12 protein-coding genes and 2 pseudogenes are annotated in these 16,515 nt (G+C 53.4%); 6 read left to right on the forward strand and 8 right to left on the reverse strand.

The annotated features are described in order from the left end of the window. Both DW088_RS15080 and DW088_RS15085 read right to left on the reverse strand, forming a co-directional pair. A complete protein-coding gene (locus DW088_RS15080; RefSeq protein WP_118361842.1) occupies positions 1-1,164 on the reverse strand; it encodes a RecQ family ATP-dependent DNA helicase in 1,164 nt (387 codons plus the stop codon). A 191-nt stretch (positions 1,165-1,355) separates the two neighbouring features. Beyond that, positions 1,356-2,387 carry an FAD:protein FMN transferase gene (locus tag DW088_RS15085; RefSeq protein WP_118361844.1) on the reverse strand — a complete coding sequence of 344 codons (1,032 nt, stop codon included), beginning with the start codon at positions 2,385-2,387 and terminating at the stop codon, positions 1,356-1,358. 276 nt (positions 2,388-2,663) lie between these two features. On the opposite strand from DW088_RS15085, the gene DW088_RS15090 reads away from it, so the two are divergent. From DW088_RS15090 to DW088_RS16815, 4 genes are all read left to right on the forward strand, one after another. After that, on the forward strand, positions 2,664-6,620 hold the full coding sequence (locus DW088_RS15090) for a penicillin-binding Tp47 domain C-containing protein (RefSeq protein WP_118361846.1): 3,957 nt from the start codon (positions 2,664-2,666) through the stop codon (positions 6,618-6,620). Between the two features lie 60 nt (positions 6,621-6,680). Next, complete coding sequence (locus DW088_RS15095; RefSeq protein ID WP_279217346.1) at positions 6,681-8,966, forward strand: FN3 associated domain-containing protein; 2,286 nt, start codon at positions 6,681-6,683, stop codon at positions 8,964-8,966. A gap of 239 nt (positions 8,967-9,205) precedes the next feature. Next, positions 9,206-9,526: a Fic family protein gene (locus DW088_RS15100; RefSeq protein WP_118361850.1), complete on the forward strand. Its 321-nt coding sequence runs from the start codon at positions 9,206-9,208 to the stop codon at positions 9,524-9,526. Between the two features lie 602 nt (positions 9,527-10,128). Further along, positions 10,129-10,233, forward strand: a complete 105-nt coding sequence (locus DW088_RS16815; RefSeq protein WP_442861194.1) for a helix-turn-helix domain-containing protein — start codon at positions 10,129-10,131, stop codon at positions 10,231-10,233. Positions 10,234-11,082: 849 nt separating this feature from the next. On the opposite strand, the gene DW088_RS15110 is transcribed toward DW088_RS16815, so the two are convergent. From DW088_RS15110 to DW088_RS15130, 5 genes are read right to left on the reverse strand one after another with little or no spacing between them, the layout of a single operon-like run. Then, on the reverse strand, positions 11,083-11,955 hold the full coding sequence (locus tag DW088_RS15110; RefSeq protein ID WP_118361852.1) for an ABC transporter ATP-binding protein: 873 nt from the start codon (positions 11,953-11,955) through the stop codon (positions 11,083-11,085). Beyond that, positions 11,952-12,671, reverse strand: coding sequence for a hypothetical protein (locus tag DW088_RS15115; protein ID WP_118361854.1), 720 nt, complete (start codon positions 12,669-12,671; stop codon positions 11,952-11,954). Before DW088_RS15115 ends, DW088_RS15110 begins: the two co-directional genes overlap by 4 nt. Then, complete coding sequence (locus DW088_RS15120) at positions 12,668-13,501, reverse strand: hypothetical protein (RefSeq protein ID WP_118361856.1); 834 nt, start codon at positions 13,499-13,501, stop codon at positions 12,668-12,670. The genes DW088_RS15115 and DW088_RS15120 overlap by 4 nt, the downstream gene beginning before the upstream one ends. Next, positions 13,479-14,180 carry a hypothetical protein gene (locus tag DW088_RS15125; RefSeq protein ID WP_118361858.1) on the reverse strand — a complete coding sequence of 234 codons (702 nt, stop codon included), beginning with the start codon at positions 14,178-14,180 and terminating at the stop codon, positions 13,479-13,481. Before DW088_RS15125 ends, DW088_RS15120 begins: the two co-directional genes overlap by 23 nt. Then, the gene (locus DW088_RS15130) at positions 14,177-14,710 is read right to left on the reverse strand and encodes an RNA polymerase sigma factor (RefSeq protein ID WP_158574723.1); all 534 of its coding nucleotides are present in this window, start codon (positions 14,708-14,710) and stop codon (positions 14,177-14,179) included. The genes DW088_RS15125 and DW088_RS15130 overlap by 4 nt, the downstream gene beginning before the upstream one ends. Before the next feature lie 344 nt (positions 14,711-15,054). Between DW088_RS15130 and DW088_RS15135 the strand changes: the two are divergent. Further along, positions 15,055-15,876: pseudogene (locus tag DW088_RS15135) on the forward strand (DNA primase family protein); the annotation flags it as partial. 69 nt (positions 15,877-15,945) lie between these two features. Further along, positions 15,946-16,170 (forward strand): annotated as a pseudogene (locus DW088_RS15140) (IS30 family transposase); the annotation flags it as partial. Here DW088_RS15140 and DW088_RS16130 read toward each other — a convergent pair. Next, the coding region (locus tag DW088_RS16130) for a hypothetical protein (protein ID WP_207663037.1) at positions 16,142-16,515 on the reverse strand (374 nt) is incomplete at its 5' end. The pseudogene DW088_RS15140 and the gene DW088_RS16130 overlap by 29 nt on opposite strands.

A 16,515-nucleotide genomic window follows, 5' to 3' on the forward strand; every position in this document is an offset into this window, starting at 1 on the left:
TCACTCACCATCCTTCGCAAAGCACTCGATGACTGCATCGTGCAAATCGTCCGACGACTCGCAGATTGCATACAGCTCATTTACGGCATCAATCGCGCGCTCATCCGTATTGGAGATGATGTCAAGGTTCATCTGAAAATCAGCGTCATTCCAGAGCAGCAGCGCCTTTGCACGTTTTCTGTCGCGCCCGGCTCTGCCTGCCATCTGGTAGAACGACGCTGCGCTGAACGGAAGCTGAGAGACGATAATCAAACGAATATCCGGGATATTCACGCCCATACCGAACGCAGAAGTTGCAATCATGATGTGCGCCTTGCCGGAACGAAAGCGCTGCTCCTGCTTCGCTCGGTTGGATAATTTGCTGTGGCAGATGGCAATCTCGTCAGCCTCGATATCACAATCTTCAATTAAGTAATCGCGCATCTCTTCCACATCACAGACACGGGTGCAGTAGATAACGATTTTGCCCTTGTTAGCATATTTTAGAATCGCTTTTTTGGCTTTCTCATAACGAATTGCCTCCGTTTTCACGAACACTTTCCTCAGAGAAAGGTTAGAACGCTTGAGCTTGCCGATATGTACCGTCGGATTTTTCATACGCAGACTTTTCGTGATATATGGAATATCCTCCTGCATAACGGTTGCACTGAACGCAGCAACAACAGGGGATGAGGGTAAATCCTTAATAAATTTACCAATATTGCGATACATTGGACGGAATTCGCTGCCCCATTCCGTCAGACAATGCACCTCATCCACAACGACCGTGTGCACCTTGTTCTTCTGAATTGCCTTCCACAGATGCGGATCATTCAAACGTTCCGGTGCAACAAAGAGAGCCTGGAGTTTACCATGTTTCAATCTTTCGATAATATTGGTATTCTCCGCATTGCCGCTGTACAGGCAGCCCGCTCGGATTTCGCTGTCCTCGCAGCGCTGCACTAAGTCCCGCATCAATGCAACCGTCGGGAGAATACCAATCAGCAGATCGTTTGGGTGCATAGCAATCATCGAGAGAGAGCAGATCGACTTGCCTTCAGAGGTTCGAGCTAAGCCAAGTACATCTTTACCATTGAGTAAGTCTGTAATTACATCCTTTTGAAACGCTTTCAGCTTTGCGATACCAAAGCTATTGCATATCATCTTTTCCTGTTTGTTTGTCATAATTTTCACTCCTGAACATAGAATTCTCGTTCAAAACTGAAATTTAGAAATTTCATCTGAACTGCCTTTATTCCATTGTTGAGAGCGTAATCAAATTATAATTTCACAGGAATAACATGATATATAATAATAGCGAAAGGCTTATCCCGGTGCATGAGACAAGCCTTGGCTAATATTATATATATTTCGATTTAGTGAACAACCTGCATTTCCCGATTCTCGAGCAGCGAGCAGCGATCCGCGATGCCCTCGGTGACGTACACCGTACCATCCTTATCCATCAAAATCGCATCGAATTCCTCCTTATGAGCCCGCCAGTAATCAAGCGCATCATCCACACCCATGATGAACAGCGAGGTCGAGAGCCCGTCCGCGAGCGTGCCGTCATGGCTGATGATGGTCGAGGAGATCACACCGCTGTCGGCCGGTGTGCTGGTACGCGGGTCAATGATGTGATGATACGTCCGGCCGTTATCCTCAAAATACCGCTGATAGCCGCCCGATGTGATCACCGCTTCATCCGCAATCTCCACCACCGCAAAGTTTTCACCTTCGTCGTTCGGGTCCTGCACAGCAACACGCCATTTGCTGCCGTCCGGCTTGCAGCCGAGCGCCTGCACGTTGCCGCCGAGAGAAACAATGCCGCTGGTCACGCCGTTATCCGCAAACACCTGCATGATGCGGTCCGAGGTGTAGCCCTTGGCAATGCCGCCTAAATCCACCTGCACATCCGCCGGAATGGAAACGTCACTGCCGTTCTGCTGCACCTGCTTGTAATCCACATGAGTGAGCAGCTGCTGCAGCTCATCCGCCGAAAGCACGCGATAGTTTTGTGTGGTAAATCCCCAGGCATCCATGACCGGCTCGATCGTGCAGTCAAAAATGCCGTCGGTCGAGTCAGAAACCTCTAGCGCCCGCTTGAGCAGCGCCTGCGTGTCTTCGTGCAGCGTCACCGCGTGATCTCGGTTGAGTGCGTAAATGTCACCGCTCTCGCTGCTGATCGAGAACAGCGCGTCCAGACGTTCGATCTCGCTCTTCGCCGCCTCCAGCGCCTCTCCGGCATGGTCTCCGTAGGCGGTCAGCGTCATGGCCGTGTCCATCGCGAACAGGTCGATCGACTGGGAGTCTGTGCCAGCGGACGAGACCGAGGGGGCGGAAGCCTGTCCGCAGCCGCCCAGAAAAACAAGCCCGAGCAGCAGCAGCGCCTTGATTTTTTTCTTCATCAACAAATATCCTCCGAAAGTTAGCGTTTGCTTACTATAAAATAGCATATCACGGCAAAAAAGACTTGTCAAGCCGCGAAATCTTGATAAACCGTGGTTCATCTCGCGAAAAAGTGCGGTTGACAAATAAAAAGCGCTGGTGTAGACTAAGGTCAGCTTATAATGTTAGCAAAAGCTAACCATAGCATTTTTCCTCGGGTTGCAAAAACGCGCGAGGAAAAATGCTATTTTTCGACGTGATGGTTAGCTTTGTCTAACAAAAGGAGGAACCGAAAAGTGAAGTGTAAAAACACCATTGCAATGGTGCTGGCAGGCGCGATGCTCCTGCCGAGCAATGCCTTTGCTGCCGACCTGAGCCAGTACAGGGATTTCCCGAACGACTGGTCGTCCGGCGCGCTGGAAAAGGCGGTCGATCACGGCCTGCTGAACGGCTCGAACGGCAGGATCGACGGTCAGGGTCTGCTGACCCGCGCCCAGATGGCGGCTATCGTATCCCGCGCGTTCGGCGCGACCAAGTCCGCCTCGCTCAAGGATTACCGCGATATGCTCCCGGACGCATGGTACTACAACGACATGGGCCGTGCCGTGCAGATGAAAGCCTTTCAGGGCGCGGGCGGTCTGCTCCATCCGGACGACCCGATCACCCGTGAAGAAGCCTTTGTCGTGCTCGCCCGCGCTTTCGCGCTGACCGATGGCCGCAGCGCTTCGCTCTCCGATTTTTCGGATAACGGCGCGGTTTCCTCGTGGGCGTCCGGCAGTCTTTCCGCACTGGTCGAAAACGGCTACGTGAACGGCGCAAACGGCCGCCTGAACCCGAAGAACAACATCACCCGCGCAGAATTTGCCAAGATCATCACCGACATGGCGGCGTCCTACGCCGATTCGAGCAGCATTGCAAACCAGACCGTAGACGGCAACCTGGTCGTCCGCGCAGACGGCGCTTCGCTCTCGGGCGTCACGGTCAACGGCGACCTCATCATTGCGGACGGCGGGGACAAGGTTTCGCTTGACGGCGTTAAGGTCACCGGCCGCATCGTCATCCGCGGCGCATCGACCGAGGCGAGCCTCAAGAACTGCTCCGCAGGCAAGGGCGTGCTCGTCAGCAACCCGAACGGCGCGGCTTCGCTCTCGGTTTCCGGCGGCAGCGTCGGCACGGTAACGGCGAAGTCCGACCTCGTGGTTTCCGGCAAGATCGATAACATCGTTATCGCGGAAAAGGCGGCTCTCACGGTGCAGAGCGGCGCGTCTGTCGGTTCGGTCACTGTTTCGGCGGCGGGCGCTTCGGTCTCCGGCGCAGGCACGGTTTCCGCTGTACAGGCGAACGCGAACAACGTTACGGTTTCGACCAAGAACACCAAGGTAACGGCGGCGAGCGGCGTTTCCGGCGTCAAGGCCGGCGACAAGACCGTAGACTCCGGCAAGACCGGAACCGTCGGCACAGCTCCTTCGAGCGGCGGCTCGTCCTCCGGCGGCGGCAGCAGCTCGTCCCGCAGCGATTACAGCTATGTGCTGATGAATATCCCGTATGGCGAGTTCTATAAGGCCGAGCTTGGTGAGAACGCCGCAGCCGTTGACGCAGTTTCGTCGGCGACCAAGAATAAGACCCGCAACGGTTCTCTGGCAGGCGGTTCGTATCATGTCAATCGCGACGGCTCGGATATTACCGGCGTTACCTATCCGGTTCGCGTAAAGACGAGCGACCTTTCCGGCCTCAAGCAGGTAACAAACAGCGACTCCGTAAGCATCACGGTAAAAAACAAAAAAGGCGAGGATGAAACCTCCACCTATACCGGCAGGGAGGCGCTGTTTGAAAGCGCAAGCTACTCCTACTACGCCCTGAGCTCCACCCCGTCTTACTACAAGGAAGCGACCCTGACCAACGGCAAGTGGTCGTTCGGCAAGGCGACCGGTGCGGCGTCCGAGGATACCGCAAAGATTGCCAAATTCAAGGCCCCCGGCCATCACGCCAAGTACGAAATGGAGATCGAAAGCGACAAAATCGCGAAGGGCAAGAAGGTTTACGCTGTTGTCCTGACCACCACGGACGGCAATACCTACGGTCTGCACCACGTAACCGAAATCTGGCATGTAACCAAGCTTGGCTTCAGCGCTGACCCCGCCCTCGTAGGCAAGAACATCAGCGCAGTCACCTACTACACCGAGGACGGCATAATCAAGCTCAATCTGGCGAAAGAGCTGCATGTTCCGTACATCGCAGAGGGCGCAAAGGCCGAAGTTGCAGAGTCTGACGCAGATGCAAAGAGCACTACTCTGACTCTGACCGGCTTCCCGGAAGATTTCAAACAGGAAGTAAAAGTACCGGACGGCATGACCTATTCCGACGGTACCATCACCTTTAATTCCGCTCTGCCGGGTTCTTATAAGGTAACGGTTTCCGACGCGAAGGGCAAATATGCGGACGTAACGGCAAGTTTCACCGTTTCCACGAGCAAGACGGTGGCGCAGTATGACGAAAGCAACGTATCGCTCAAAGCGGTAAAGGGTGTAAATGACGCAGCCCTTGAAAACTATCTGAAAAATATCACCTCGGTCAAGGTTGGCGACAATGAATACGCCGCAACCGGCAAGAAGGCGGTAACGATTATCAATTCGAACGGTTATCTAGATTTGACCGCCGAGCCGTTTGCGAATATGACGCAGAGCAGCAGCTACACCATTACCGTCAAGGCAAACTACTACAAAGATCAGGAGTTTAAGGTAACCTTCCCTGAGCACATTTACGCTTACGCCGCTGTTCCGTATGATGAATACTGGCAGAGCGAGAAGGTTTACCTGAACAAGGATAGCGACTGGGGGGCTGGGTCCGATGCCCTCGACGGCCACAACGAATTTGACAAGGGCGCGTTCGATGCGGTTTCCCGCGCAACGACCAACCACGGTCTGCATCGCGGCAGCTTCCAGCAGAGCGTTGTTATCCACGGCACCAAGGACGGCGAAGCATACGACTACCATCCGGTTGCGTGGACGGACGGCGACAACTTTGTCGATGCAGACGGCAAGACCTACAACAAGAACGAAATCGGCATGACCTCCTACAAGATCACTGGCATCAAGTACGTTCCGGTCAAGGTGAAGTCTGACAATTTCGTTGATTTCTGCAAGCACTACACTGTTACCCAGAACGGCGAAACGCTTCAGGGCGGTTTCAGTGAAAACAACCTGAATGCCTACACGGCAGTTGCCGCAGTAGACAAGGACACCAACGGTCTTAAGGAAGTCACCTTGGGTTCCTACGGCTATACCTTCGGTGCACGCCAGACCGGTTCCGGCTCCGGCATCAAGGGCGAGGCACTCAAAACCGCAGACGAGGCAATCACTGCGGCAGCCAAGGACTACTCCGGCAACTTCGGCGAAATGCTGCGTGTTGACCTGAATAACAATTATGGCGACCTCGGCGGTCATATGCAGACCGTTGTCTGGAAGTATTACGGCACTGATGAAAACAATACCACCCCGCTCGCCACCTACGGTACGAAATTTGCAGCTGACAACTGGATGCACAGGATCATGGGCATTCAGCTCGGTCTGACCGACTCGCTCCGCGCGAAGCTCCCCGAGGGCAAGGACGGCACCGGCAAGTGGACGATTACGGTTTACGCACTCGGTTACAGAGATACCACCTATACTGTCAAAGTCACCGCCGACAACCTGCCTAAAAAGGTTGAGCCGATGACGGAGAAGCAGAAACAGACGCTGACAGAGCTTGCAGGCAAGGCAAAAAAATACCTCGATAACGGAAGCACGACATATCCCTCTGAGGTCAGCAGATCGCTATTGGAAGAGCATTATAATGAGGCCACCGGTCTTATCAAGGCAGACGACACCACGGAAGCTAAAGCTAAGGAACTGATTACCGAGCTTTCCGGTTATCTCGAAAAGATGGACGCGGCTAATACGCCGACCAAACCCGACAAGCCGACCACTACAATCAAATCCGGCGAAGCAGAAGTAACCTCGGTAACTGGTATGCCTGTAACTGGTTCCTATCAGGCAAAAATCACGGTAGAATTTGATGCAGACGGCAATGTCGTTTCGATTACTGATAACGGCACTGACCCCGGTGCTAACAGTTACTTCTGGAATATCGCCAAAGGAAAGTTCGTGGACTTTGAAAAGAAACCCGTATCCGAAATCGACGGTATTGACGCAACTTCCGGTGCTACCGTATCTCTGAACGCCGTCAAGGCCATTATCAAGGAACTCTCGAAATAGGAAGGCGAGCAGGCTCCCTCCGCGCCGGCCCTGAAAGCGGCGGACGCGCGGACTCAGCTTCTGTATGCAGCGAACTCTCCGGCGGAACTTACGGTTTCTGCCGGGGACTCCTGCACGGTGTACTACACCACGGACGGCTCTGACCCGCGCGTAGCCGGGAGCGCTGCGAAAAAGCTCGACGGCTCGACCCTGACCGTCAAACCGACCGGGAACACCGACCACAACGTTACCGTAAAAGCCGTTGCCGAAAAGGACGGCCTCTTCTCTGCGGTCTCCGAGGCAGTCGTGGAGTTTGTGAATATCCCCGATTTGACCTCCGGCACGCGCACCTACATCGGCACAGTAACGGACGGCGGTGTGTTAGGCGGCCCGTACCGGGTCGGCGTGCGCGTGACTACTACCAACGGCAAGATCACCCGCGTGCAGGACAACGGCACGGAGGCCGGTCTGGATTTGTCGGACGATAACGTTTCTATGGACTATTCGTTCTGGGGCGGCGTAATGGACAGCGACGGTATGCCTGCCAAGCTGTACGGCAAAACGCTCTACGACCTGCTGAATATGAATACCGTACCGGATGACGATGACCACAATGACGATGCCGTTTCCGGCGCAACCGTCTGGTCGGATGCCATCCGTCATGCCACCATCGCGGCACTGCGCTCCGCGCCGGTCAGCAAAAGCGAATCCACCGTGCTCGCCCCGACCCTGACGGCGCAGACCTGCGTTCCGAACGCAAGCTATAAGTATATCGATGTTGCCATGTCGGCCGACAAGGACTGTACCATCCGCTACACACTCAACGGTACCGACCCGACTGCCGACAGCACCAAAGCGGCTTCCATCGGCTGGTCTGGTGATATCGGTGTTCGCCTGTCCGCTGACCCAACAAACCATCCGAGCGGCCAGGTCATCGAAGTCCGCGCCGCCGCCTTTGACAAGGCTGGAAACCGTTCGGATGTGGTTCGGCAGTTCTATGTGTTTGCAAATCCGCTCGGCAACGCGGCCTATACCGCGCAGTACAGCGGCATTTCCGCAACCGTTGACGGCATTACTGCAACCGCTGTAACACAAAGTCCCAACTACGATGATAATTATTATATCACCTCCCTGACGCTCGATAAGGAACACAGCGAAAGGTACGCAGACTTTCTCCCCGAGCTGTTCAGCCGCATCTACCTCGCGCAGACCACTAAGGGCGTCGAGCCGATTGCCGGGTACGAAACCGAGAGCCGCGCGGTTCTCGCCGCCGTGCAGGCGGCACTGAATCAGGCGCTGACGGCTTCCAAGCCGACGCTCACCGTCTCGCCGGAGAAAACCACCTACGCGAATGCGGATGAGGTAACGGTAACGCTCGACTGCCCGACCGACGGCGCTGAAATCTACTACACGGTAGACAACAGCAACACCCTGACCGGTTCCACCGTCTCCGACCCGACCAGAACCGGCACCAAGTACACCGGCCCGTTCGAGGTTTCCATCGACAATATCGCAGGCGGCAAGCTGTACATCCGCGCGGCGGCGAAAAAGGACGGCAAATGGTCCGGCATCGTTCGCAAGGATCTGACGTTCGCCAAGGGCGTCAAGGAAAACGCCTTCGTGGTGGACGGGACGAATTATCAGAGCTGGTCTGCGGCATCTGCCGCCGTCAAGAAAGGCGGCACGATCGTGCTCAATGATGATGTGCAGCTGACCGAGGAGGACAAGCTCCCGGATGTCGCGTGCACCATCCGTTCGGCGGACGGTGAGACCAAATACAGGCTGAGCGGCTCTCCGATGACGATGAACGCCGATCTTACCCTGTCGAACATCACCTATGCGCTCGGAAATCTGTACGCGAACGGGCATGATCTCACGGTCGCGAACGATGTGGCGACCGCGTGGAGCTGGACAGGTTACAACCTGTATGCAGGCAGTACCGCAGAAAGCACCGCAGCGGGCACGCAGCACATCAGCGTGCAGGCCGGTAATTTTGCTGTTATCGCCAGCGGCAGAGGCAGCACGACGCATAAGGCTGACGTGGACGTTTCCGTAGGCGGCAGCGCGGAGGTCGAGCTTGCGGGCGCGTACATGAGCGCGACACTGGACGGCAATATAACGTTCCATGTTGCAGACGGCGTCAAGCTGAATCAGTTCCTCGGCGAACAAAGCGGCGGCTCCATCACCGGAAACCTGACCCTCCAAATCAATGGCACACCAACGCTGAAAAGCTACAGTCCCACATACAAGGCCAGCGTCAACCGCGCTTCGTTCGGCACACTTGACCTGACCGGCGCAGATACAGATTTCATCACCGCAAACCGTGATAAATTCACCGGTTTTGCCACAGTTTTGCCAACTGCATAATTTCTCACAAGTCCAAGGGTGCTCCAGCAGGAGCGCCCTTTACTTTTGCGCATTGTTCGCACGACGAGCAAGTCTGATAACAATTTATGTGCCCGCTATAAAGAAGCATACTGAGCAGGATTGCCGTATTAAACATTGAAACCTCTTTTCAACCGCGGGCACCTTGCACAACAGCAGCAGATTGGATATAACAAAAGCAGCTATCCGGCACCCTGACGTCGGAAGATGTCCACGCACGCATGACGACACTTCTGGACGAATACAATGCAGCAGACAAGCATGATCTGCACGGATTGGCAAAGTTCCATGCGGATTATGAGGCCATTCATCCGTTCCAGGACGGAAATGGACGAACCGGACGGCTGATTCTGTTTAAGGAATGTCTGAAAAACGATATTATCCCCTTTGTGGTAAATGACAGCCGCAAGGCTGAGTATTATCATGCACTGAATACCGCGCAGACAAAGCAGGATTACAGCCTGTTGGAGCGCTTCTTCCGCGAGGAGCAGACCGAATACCGCCAGCAGGTCGAAGGCTTTCTGCCGCCGGTCGAAAAATAGCCGAAGCTATTGCGGCTACTGTCAGGCTACTGCTGATGAATATAGGTGGTTGCAATAGGCATAGAAAACGCATGAAAACGGCGCAAAATGTCTAATATTCGCGCTGTTTTAGCGGGAAATGCAGGATGAATACCTCATACAGCACCGCTCCGACTCCAAAGGCCATGCGTTCGAATCGCACCGGGCGTACCAAAATATGTTGATGAAAGATGCAACGCCGAAAACGCCGCACGAAAGTGTGGCGTTTTCACATATAATGCGCTACTTTTAGAACGAAAAGGCTGCAAAAACTCGATTTTTCAAAATTCCAGTTTTGCCCTGCGAGAGGCGACATTTTTAAGATGTGCCCTGCCAAATTTATGGTCTGGTGTGGTTCAAACACCAAGGCTTAAAAAAGAATAAAGAATAAGAAGACAGGCCGCCGTTCGGTGATATACTCCCCATAGAGTAGACACTCGAAATAACAAAAATTCGAGACTACACTAAGGGGAGCATTATTATGTCAAAACGGACACCGGAAGAGATCATCCATTCAACGGAGAAGGAAGCCACGCAGCGATCTGTAAAAAGTACGGACTACGACATACGAAGAACGGATTGAAATTATCAGCTACTGCATCGAGCATGGAAATGACTACGCTGCTGCTATTGAGCGATTCGGCGTCAGCTACCAGCAAATCTATTCCTGGGTGAGAAAAGTACAATGAAAAGGGCATAGAAGGTCTGGTAGACAAGCGTGGTAAGCGTAAGGCCGAATCTGAGATGACAGAAGCGGAGAAACTGCGCACCGAGAACCGAATACTGGAAGCCCGAAACAGAAGATTGAAAACGGAGAATGCAGTGCTAAAAAACTCGAGGAACTCGAAAGAAGGTGGCGCTGAGCGGAGTAAGACAAGAATATCTCTACATTTGTGTTCGGAAAATGCACGAAGAAGGGTATGCAATAACCGAGACTTGTGACATTCTGAACCTGAATCGGTTCTATCGTTTGGTACATATTGTCGGCCTGCTTGCTGTCATCTGCAGAAAACGTCCGGCATATCAGCGGTCTAAGCCGGAAGTAACGGCGCACCAATGAATTACCGCAGCTTGCTGGATGCTGCATAAATGAAAACCAGGATCTCTGAGATGAGGTCCTGGAGAAAACTTTTTGTTTTTTCGTCTGTCTAATTGACAGGGAGCGGTTCACTCCGCCAATGTCAGGCCGATTTCGTTTTTTCCGACATAGATCCGCCTTTTTTCATAGCCAATCAACAAATCCTGAAGCTGACAGTTTCCACTGGCTGTATTCTTATTTTTCCTCTCTGTCGGTGGTTGTGGAGAACGGCGCGAATACGAGCCAGTAATTTTTCTGTACTGAATGGTTTCGTACCAGAAAATGCGCGAAATGAGTTGCTGAGAGGTGCTGCGAACAACCGCTCAAATTTTGTTCCCAGAGATTTTGCGGCAGCAAAATCGGCTCTGAGTTTACGGGGAAAAGCAGCTTGCAGGTCTAAAAACTTGCAAGCTGCCTTCTAAACAGTCTGCACTTTACTGCACCCGAGATCCAGCCAGAATCATCCGGACGACCATCTACCGAAATAATATAGATACATATCCTCCATATTGGGTGCTGTTGGTACTGCGTCGGGTCGAGGGGCGCTTTTGCTGAGCAGACGGATCACACTTTTTCCGTCTGTGTGCATGACATTGCTGCAGGTATATTGCTTTGTGAGTGCCGCTTCGTCCGCAGCAGGAACTGTAACGAGCCAGACTTGCCCGTTCAGCTGCTCCAGCAGCGAAGCAGGCTTTTGCATTCCGAGGACAACGCCTTTCCGGAGCAGAATGATTTCGTTTGCGACTGCTTCGAGGTCCGATACAATATGCGTCGACAGCAAAACGAGCTTTTGCTGGGAAAGATCACTGATGATACCGCGGAACCGGATCCGTTCTTCCGGGTCAAGCCCAGCTGTCGGCTCGTCCAGCACCAGAATTTCGGGGTCTCCAAGCAGTGCTTGTGCGATTCCCACACGCTGCCGCTGTCCGCCGGAGAAACCTTTCAGTTTTTTTTGCTTTTGGTCCTCCAGACCGACCATATGCAGAAGATCATCCGTCTGCCGCTTGGCCTCAAACTTTGACAAGCCCTTCAATCTAGCAATATAGAGCAGAAACTGCTCCGCTGTGAAATTCGGATAAACGCCGAAATCCTGCGGCAGATAGCCGAGCTTTTTCCGGAACGCAGCACCCATGACCGCAATGTCCTGCCCATCCAGCAAGACACGTCCGGTCGATGGAGCGAGCAAATCCGTCATGATCCGCATCAGCGTCGTCTTCCCGGCTCCGTTTGGACCGAGCAGCCCATAGACGCCCGGCCCCAGCGTCAGGTCGATCTGTTGCAGCGCGGCCGTATTGCCGTAGAGCTTGCTTATATGTTCGAAGGAAAGCTTCATAATTCCTTGCGCTCCTTTCTTTGATGGATGGCGGCCAATAGTAACCCACCCAATAACAGCGCGTACCAGACACCCCAGACTCCCGGGGTCACACCGATTCTCCGTCCACGCATCCATTCTGCAAAAAATCCATACCGGACAAACCAGAAGAATTCAAATTTTTTCAGCACAGCAGCATTGATGAAATAGCTGAACGCAAACGGAGCTCCGCAGATGCACATGGCCGCCGGCTGATTCTTCAGACTGTCACATACAAATGCTGCAAAGAGGAAAAATCCAATTGTTCCGATGAGAACGATTGCCGTACTGCGGAACCATGCGTGATTCCAACCATCCGGTTGAGGAAGCCTGCCGGAAATGAGAATTGACAGCGCATGATTTCCGGCTGCTAACAGCACAGCACCAGCCGAAGCGGCAATGCTCCCGGCAATCAACCGGTTCCGGAACAGCGTGCTTCGACCATAGGCGGTGCTGTTGATGACGGGAAAGACTCCTGTTTCACGATCCGCGGAAAACAGACGGATCAGAACGAGCAGAACCAGAAAACCGAGTGTTACGGAGCCTATCTTATTCCAGAATTCTGCGGATAAGGACCAGAACGCATCGCTGCGGAATCGGGAATCAAAGAAGGCGAGAATGCCCCGAACGGATAGCCCAGCACCCAAAACGAGCCAGTAGAGCGGATTCCGGAAACAGCGGATCAAATCAGCCTTCATGCCTTTGCTTTCCTCCTCCATATCCTCCAAAAGAGGAAAAACTCCAGAAGGATCATGCCAATCCCCAGCAGGACCGGTTTCCATACGTCCGACCACAAATATGGAAAGACCCACGAATAGCTCTCCTGCAGCAGATACCCACCGAAGCCGAACCGATAGAGCGCGTCAATCGGCACACGAAGGAACTCCGGCAGCTGAGGCCCGACAGCGGAATACGCGAAAAACAGCAGATAGCTTCCGCCGCAGAGGAACAGACTGAGCGCCGTCCGCCGCGTCAGCGCAGCGACGATTAGGATAAACCCGGCGAAATATAACGCGCCCAGAAACAGAAAGCCATACTGGAGCGCACAGTACGCAAGATTGGACATCGGCGGCAGCGCCGTATCCGCAAAATACACGCATCCGGCAACAGAGGAGAGGGAGCCTTCGAACCCGAACGCGCCGCCGTTTACCAGCAGACTGGCTGCGCCGATGATGAAAACAACGACCGCGCAATAGAGGACCGTAAACGCTGTTTTCGCTCTCCATGTGTACCGGCGGCCAAGCGCTGCCGTCCCGACAAGATCGTCCGTCCGGTATTCCCTTTCACAGCAGACCAGCCGCGGCAATCCGACCGCAAGCAGAAACGCCGTCAGCGTCGCGCCATAGGAATAGATATTCTGCTGAACAAAATTCCACTTTTGCTGTGCATCATAGAGCACGCTGTAATTCTGTTCCGAAATTTCTGTGTATAACCCCAGCAGCAGATACAACCCGCCGAGGAGATACGCGACCCAGACCTCGCGGAACGCCCGATGCTTTCTGGCTTCATCCGATATGAGCCATGTCATAATGCTCCCTCCTTCGTTGAACATTGTATACAAGAATGCTGTATAAAATCAGTCCGATAGCCGCCAGCACAGCGTAGGCGGCGGTGGAGCAGAGCTGCAAAAGCCGGTCAAACGGCAGTACCGTCACGAGGAAGCAAAGTGCCGCCCAAAAGACGAGTGCAAGCAGGGATAGCCCTTCCGAATTGCGGAGCGAAGCAGACAAAAACAGGAGCAGCGCACAGAGATAAATGTCCGGTACCGCGCCGCAGAGCGCCAGCCGCAAAAACGCCTCACTCGCAGAAACGTGCAGCATCACGGAAAGGAGCACCAGAGCGCCGAACATGCAGCATGAGATCACGACAGACCGCGCAGCCAGCATCTCCGGATAGGAATACGGAAATGTAGCCTCCAATTCACGCATGTTCTGGTTACTGGCGAGCACATACCGGTGGAACAGCAGGAGCATCGGCATTGGCGCGGTGCAGAAAATCGTCAGCATCGGCATGGACAAAGCCCTGACGCTGAGCAGACCGAAAATCAATGCACCCGCGAAAAGCCCAAGCAGTAGCCCCCAGTCCATTTCACTTGCTGCAATCCGCAGCAGCGTGAAGACCGGCGTCTGCCTATCCCTCGGCTCCGGCATGGACGCTTGCAGCCGCAAAATGGTGCGGCGGATTTCCTGTTCCATTCGATCGTTCATTCGAAGTCCTCCCGCAGTTTATCTGAGAGTGTATTTCTGGCGGCACGAAGCCGTGATTTGACCGTCGGCAGCGGTGTGTTCGTCATTTGTGCGATCTCCTTCGCGGTAAATTGGTGGAAATAATGTAAGATCACTGCCTCCCGCTGTGCGGCAGGCAGCTTCTCCAGAGCGGCTTTTACGGACATGGAGACCGCTGCCATATCTTCAAACGAGGCAGCCGGATCGGGTCGGTCGAACACGGTGTCTTCCACCTGAACGCTTTTCTGTCGAAAGCGAAAGTAGTCCATACATTTGTTATGCGCAATCGTAAACAGCCAGCTGTCAAATTTCCTCCACGGCATATAGCGACCGATGCTCTGCATCATTGCGATAAAAACATCCTGCGTCAAGTCATAAGCGTCCTGCTCATGCCCGGTCAATTTGAAAACATATCCGTAAATTCGCGGATACCAGCGGCGAACCAAAAGCTCCAGTGCGCTCTTATCTCCGCCTTTGATCCCGCGCACCAGTTCATGATCGCTATATTCCACCGCCTCACCGCCTTTTCTGTCAGTATAACGAACGAGAGTACCCAAAGGGATGAAAGATACAAAAGATATTTTATAAAAATATAACAGGTCCTTGCGTGTGTTTCCAACTGCAATATTTGAGCGCTTTTATATTTTAACACCGGAGCGCAAAAACTGCGCATTAGGAACCAAAGAATAGGCTTTATCTGGAGTTCACGCAAAAAGCAACCGCCCTGCAAGTCGTGACCTATTTAACATACAAGACGATAGCTTGCTTCGCGGATGCCTGCCTTAAAAGATACCTCACATATTGTATCGCGGCTTTTGCAAAAACGTTTGACTTCACCGTGTCCCAATCTGCCAGTTTGACAATCTCCGGCGTGCTGACCGCCAATCTCCCCAATACGGTTGCGAATTTACTTGCCAGCATCAAGCTGCAAGCCTATTCGCCGTCGCTGCCTATTGAGACGGACCGCATCCACGTTGTCAACGGGACGTTTTTCACGGACGGCAGCTTTTCCACAGATAAGAGCTACTGCAACAATCGCCTCACCGTCACTTATAATCCAGACGCACCCACTCCGAAAAAGTGGCTGCAATTCCTATCGGAGCTGCTGCAAGAAGATGATATTCCCACCTTGCAGGAATATCTCGGCTACTGCCCACTGCCGACTACCAAGGGGCAGAAGATGCTCATACTCATCGGCAAGGGCGGCGAGGACAAAAGCCGCATTGGACTGGTCATGCGCTCCCTGCTGGGTGACAGCATGAATACCACCAGTATCCAGAAGGTGGAGAGCAACCGGTTCAGCCGTGCGGACTTGGAAAACAAGCTCCTGATGGTGGACAACGATATGGATATGAGCGCCCTGCCCAAGACCAACTATATCAAATCTGTCGTGACCTCCGAGTGCAAGATAGACATGGAGCGCAAGGGCGTCCAGAGCTACCAGAGCCAGCTGTATGTGCGCTTCCTCTGCTTCGGAAACGGTGCGCTGACCGCCTTGCACGACAAGTCCGACGGTTTCTTCCGCCGCCAGATCGTGCTGACTACCAAAAACCGGCCCGCAGGCCGAGCGGATGATCCATTTCTGGTGGATAAGCTGCTGCGGGAGAAAGAGGGTATCTTTCTCTGGTGTCTGGAGGGACTACACCGGCTGATCGGGAACAACTATCAGTGTGGAGTCCACCAACAATGTCCATGTCGGCGGCAATCAGGCTCGGGGATTTATGGGCATTGAGGTGATCAATCTGCTGCTTTTCAGAAGATGCAATCCGAACTGGGGGATTACTTCAGCAAGGTATTCCGTACCATCACAACGGATAACGGTCCTGAGTTTGCCCGGCTGGCAGAGTTGGAAACAGGAACGAATACGAAAGTGTACTTTACCCATCCGTATACATCCTGTGAGAAAGGGGCAATAGAAAACCACAACGGCCTGATCCGACGCTTTATACCAAAGGGCAAGCGGATTTCAGATTAGAGCGATGATGACATTCTGGCTGTGGAGCTATGGGCGAATCGTCTTCCGCCACCAGACTGATTCTAACAGATGAAATGCTCAACTTGATATTGCAATTTGCGGCTTTTGCGAACTTTACTTGACGCGGCCAAATCGCCGCTGCTTTAATTGTGCGGTATTGCCTTAGGCCAGAGGGCAAATGAATGTACTGCATGGCGAAGCCTCCCGTGCTGATTACTACGAAAAGCATACCGGTACAGACGCTGCCACGCACACCCAACTTCACTTCAAGCTCACAAGAAAAATAATTAAAACAAAAAAGCAGCAACTTTCGTTGCTGCTTTAGATGTAGGCGTTGAGTTA

The sequence above is a fragment of the Butyricicoccus sp. AM05-1 genome, assembly GCF_003474415.1.
Lineage (GTDB): Bacteria > Bacillota > Clostridia > Oscillospirales > Butyricicoccaceae > Agathobaculum > Agathobaculum butyriciproducens.

Excerpts from the sequence above, each read along its gene's own strand:
- DW088_RS15125 (WP_118361858.1), bottom strand. The coding sequence starts at position 14,180 with ATGAACGATCGAATGGAACAGGAAATCCGCCGCACCATTTTGCGGCTG.
- DW088_RS15085 (WP_118361844.1), bottom strand. The coding sequence starts at position 2,387 with ATGAAGAAAAAAATCAAGGCGCTGCTGCTGCTCGGGCTTGTTTTTCTG.
- DW088_RS15120 (WP_118361856.1), bottom strand. The coding sequence starts at position 13,501 with ATGACATGGCTCATATCGGATGAAGCCAGAAAGCATCGGGCGTTCCGC.
- DW088_RS15080 (WP_118361842.1), bottom strand. The coding sequence starts at position 1,164 with ATGACAAACAAACAGGAAAAGATGATATGCAATAGCTTTGGTATCGCA.
- DW088_RS15115 (WP_118361854.1), bottom strand. The coding sequence starts at position 12,671 with ATGAAGGCTGATTTGATCCGCTGTTTCCGGAATCCGCTCTACTGGCTC.
- DW088_RS15110 (WP_118361852.1), bottom strand. The coding sequence starts at position 11,955 with ATGAAGCTTTCCTTCGAACATATAAGCAAGCTCTACGGCAATACGGCC.
- DW088_RS15100 (WP_118361850.1), top strand. The coding sequence starts at position 9,206 with ATGACGACACTTCTGGACGAATACAATGCAGCAGACAAGCATGATCTG.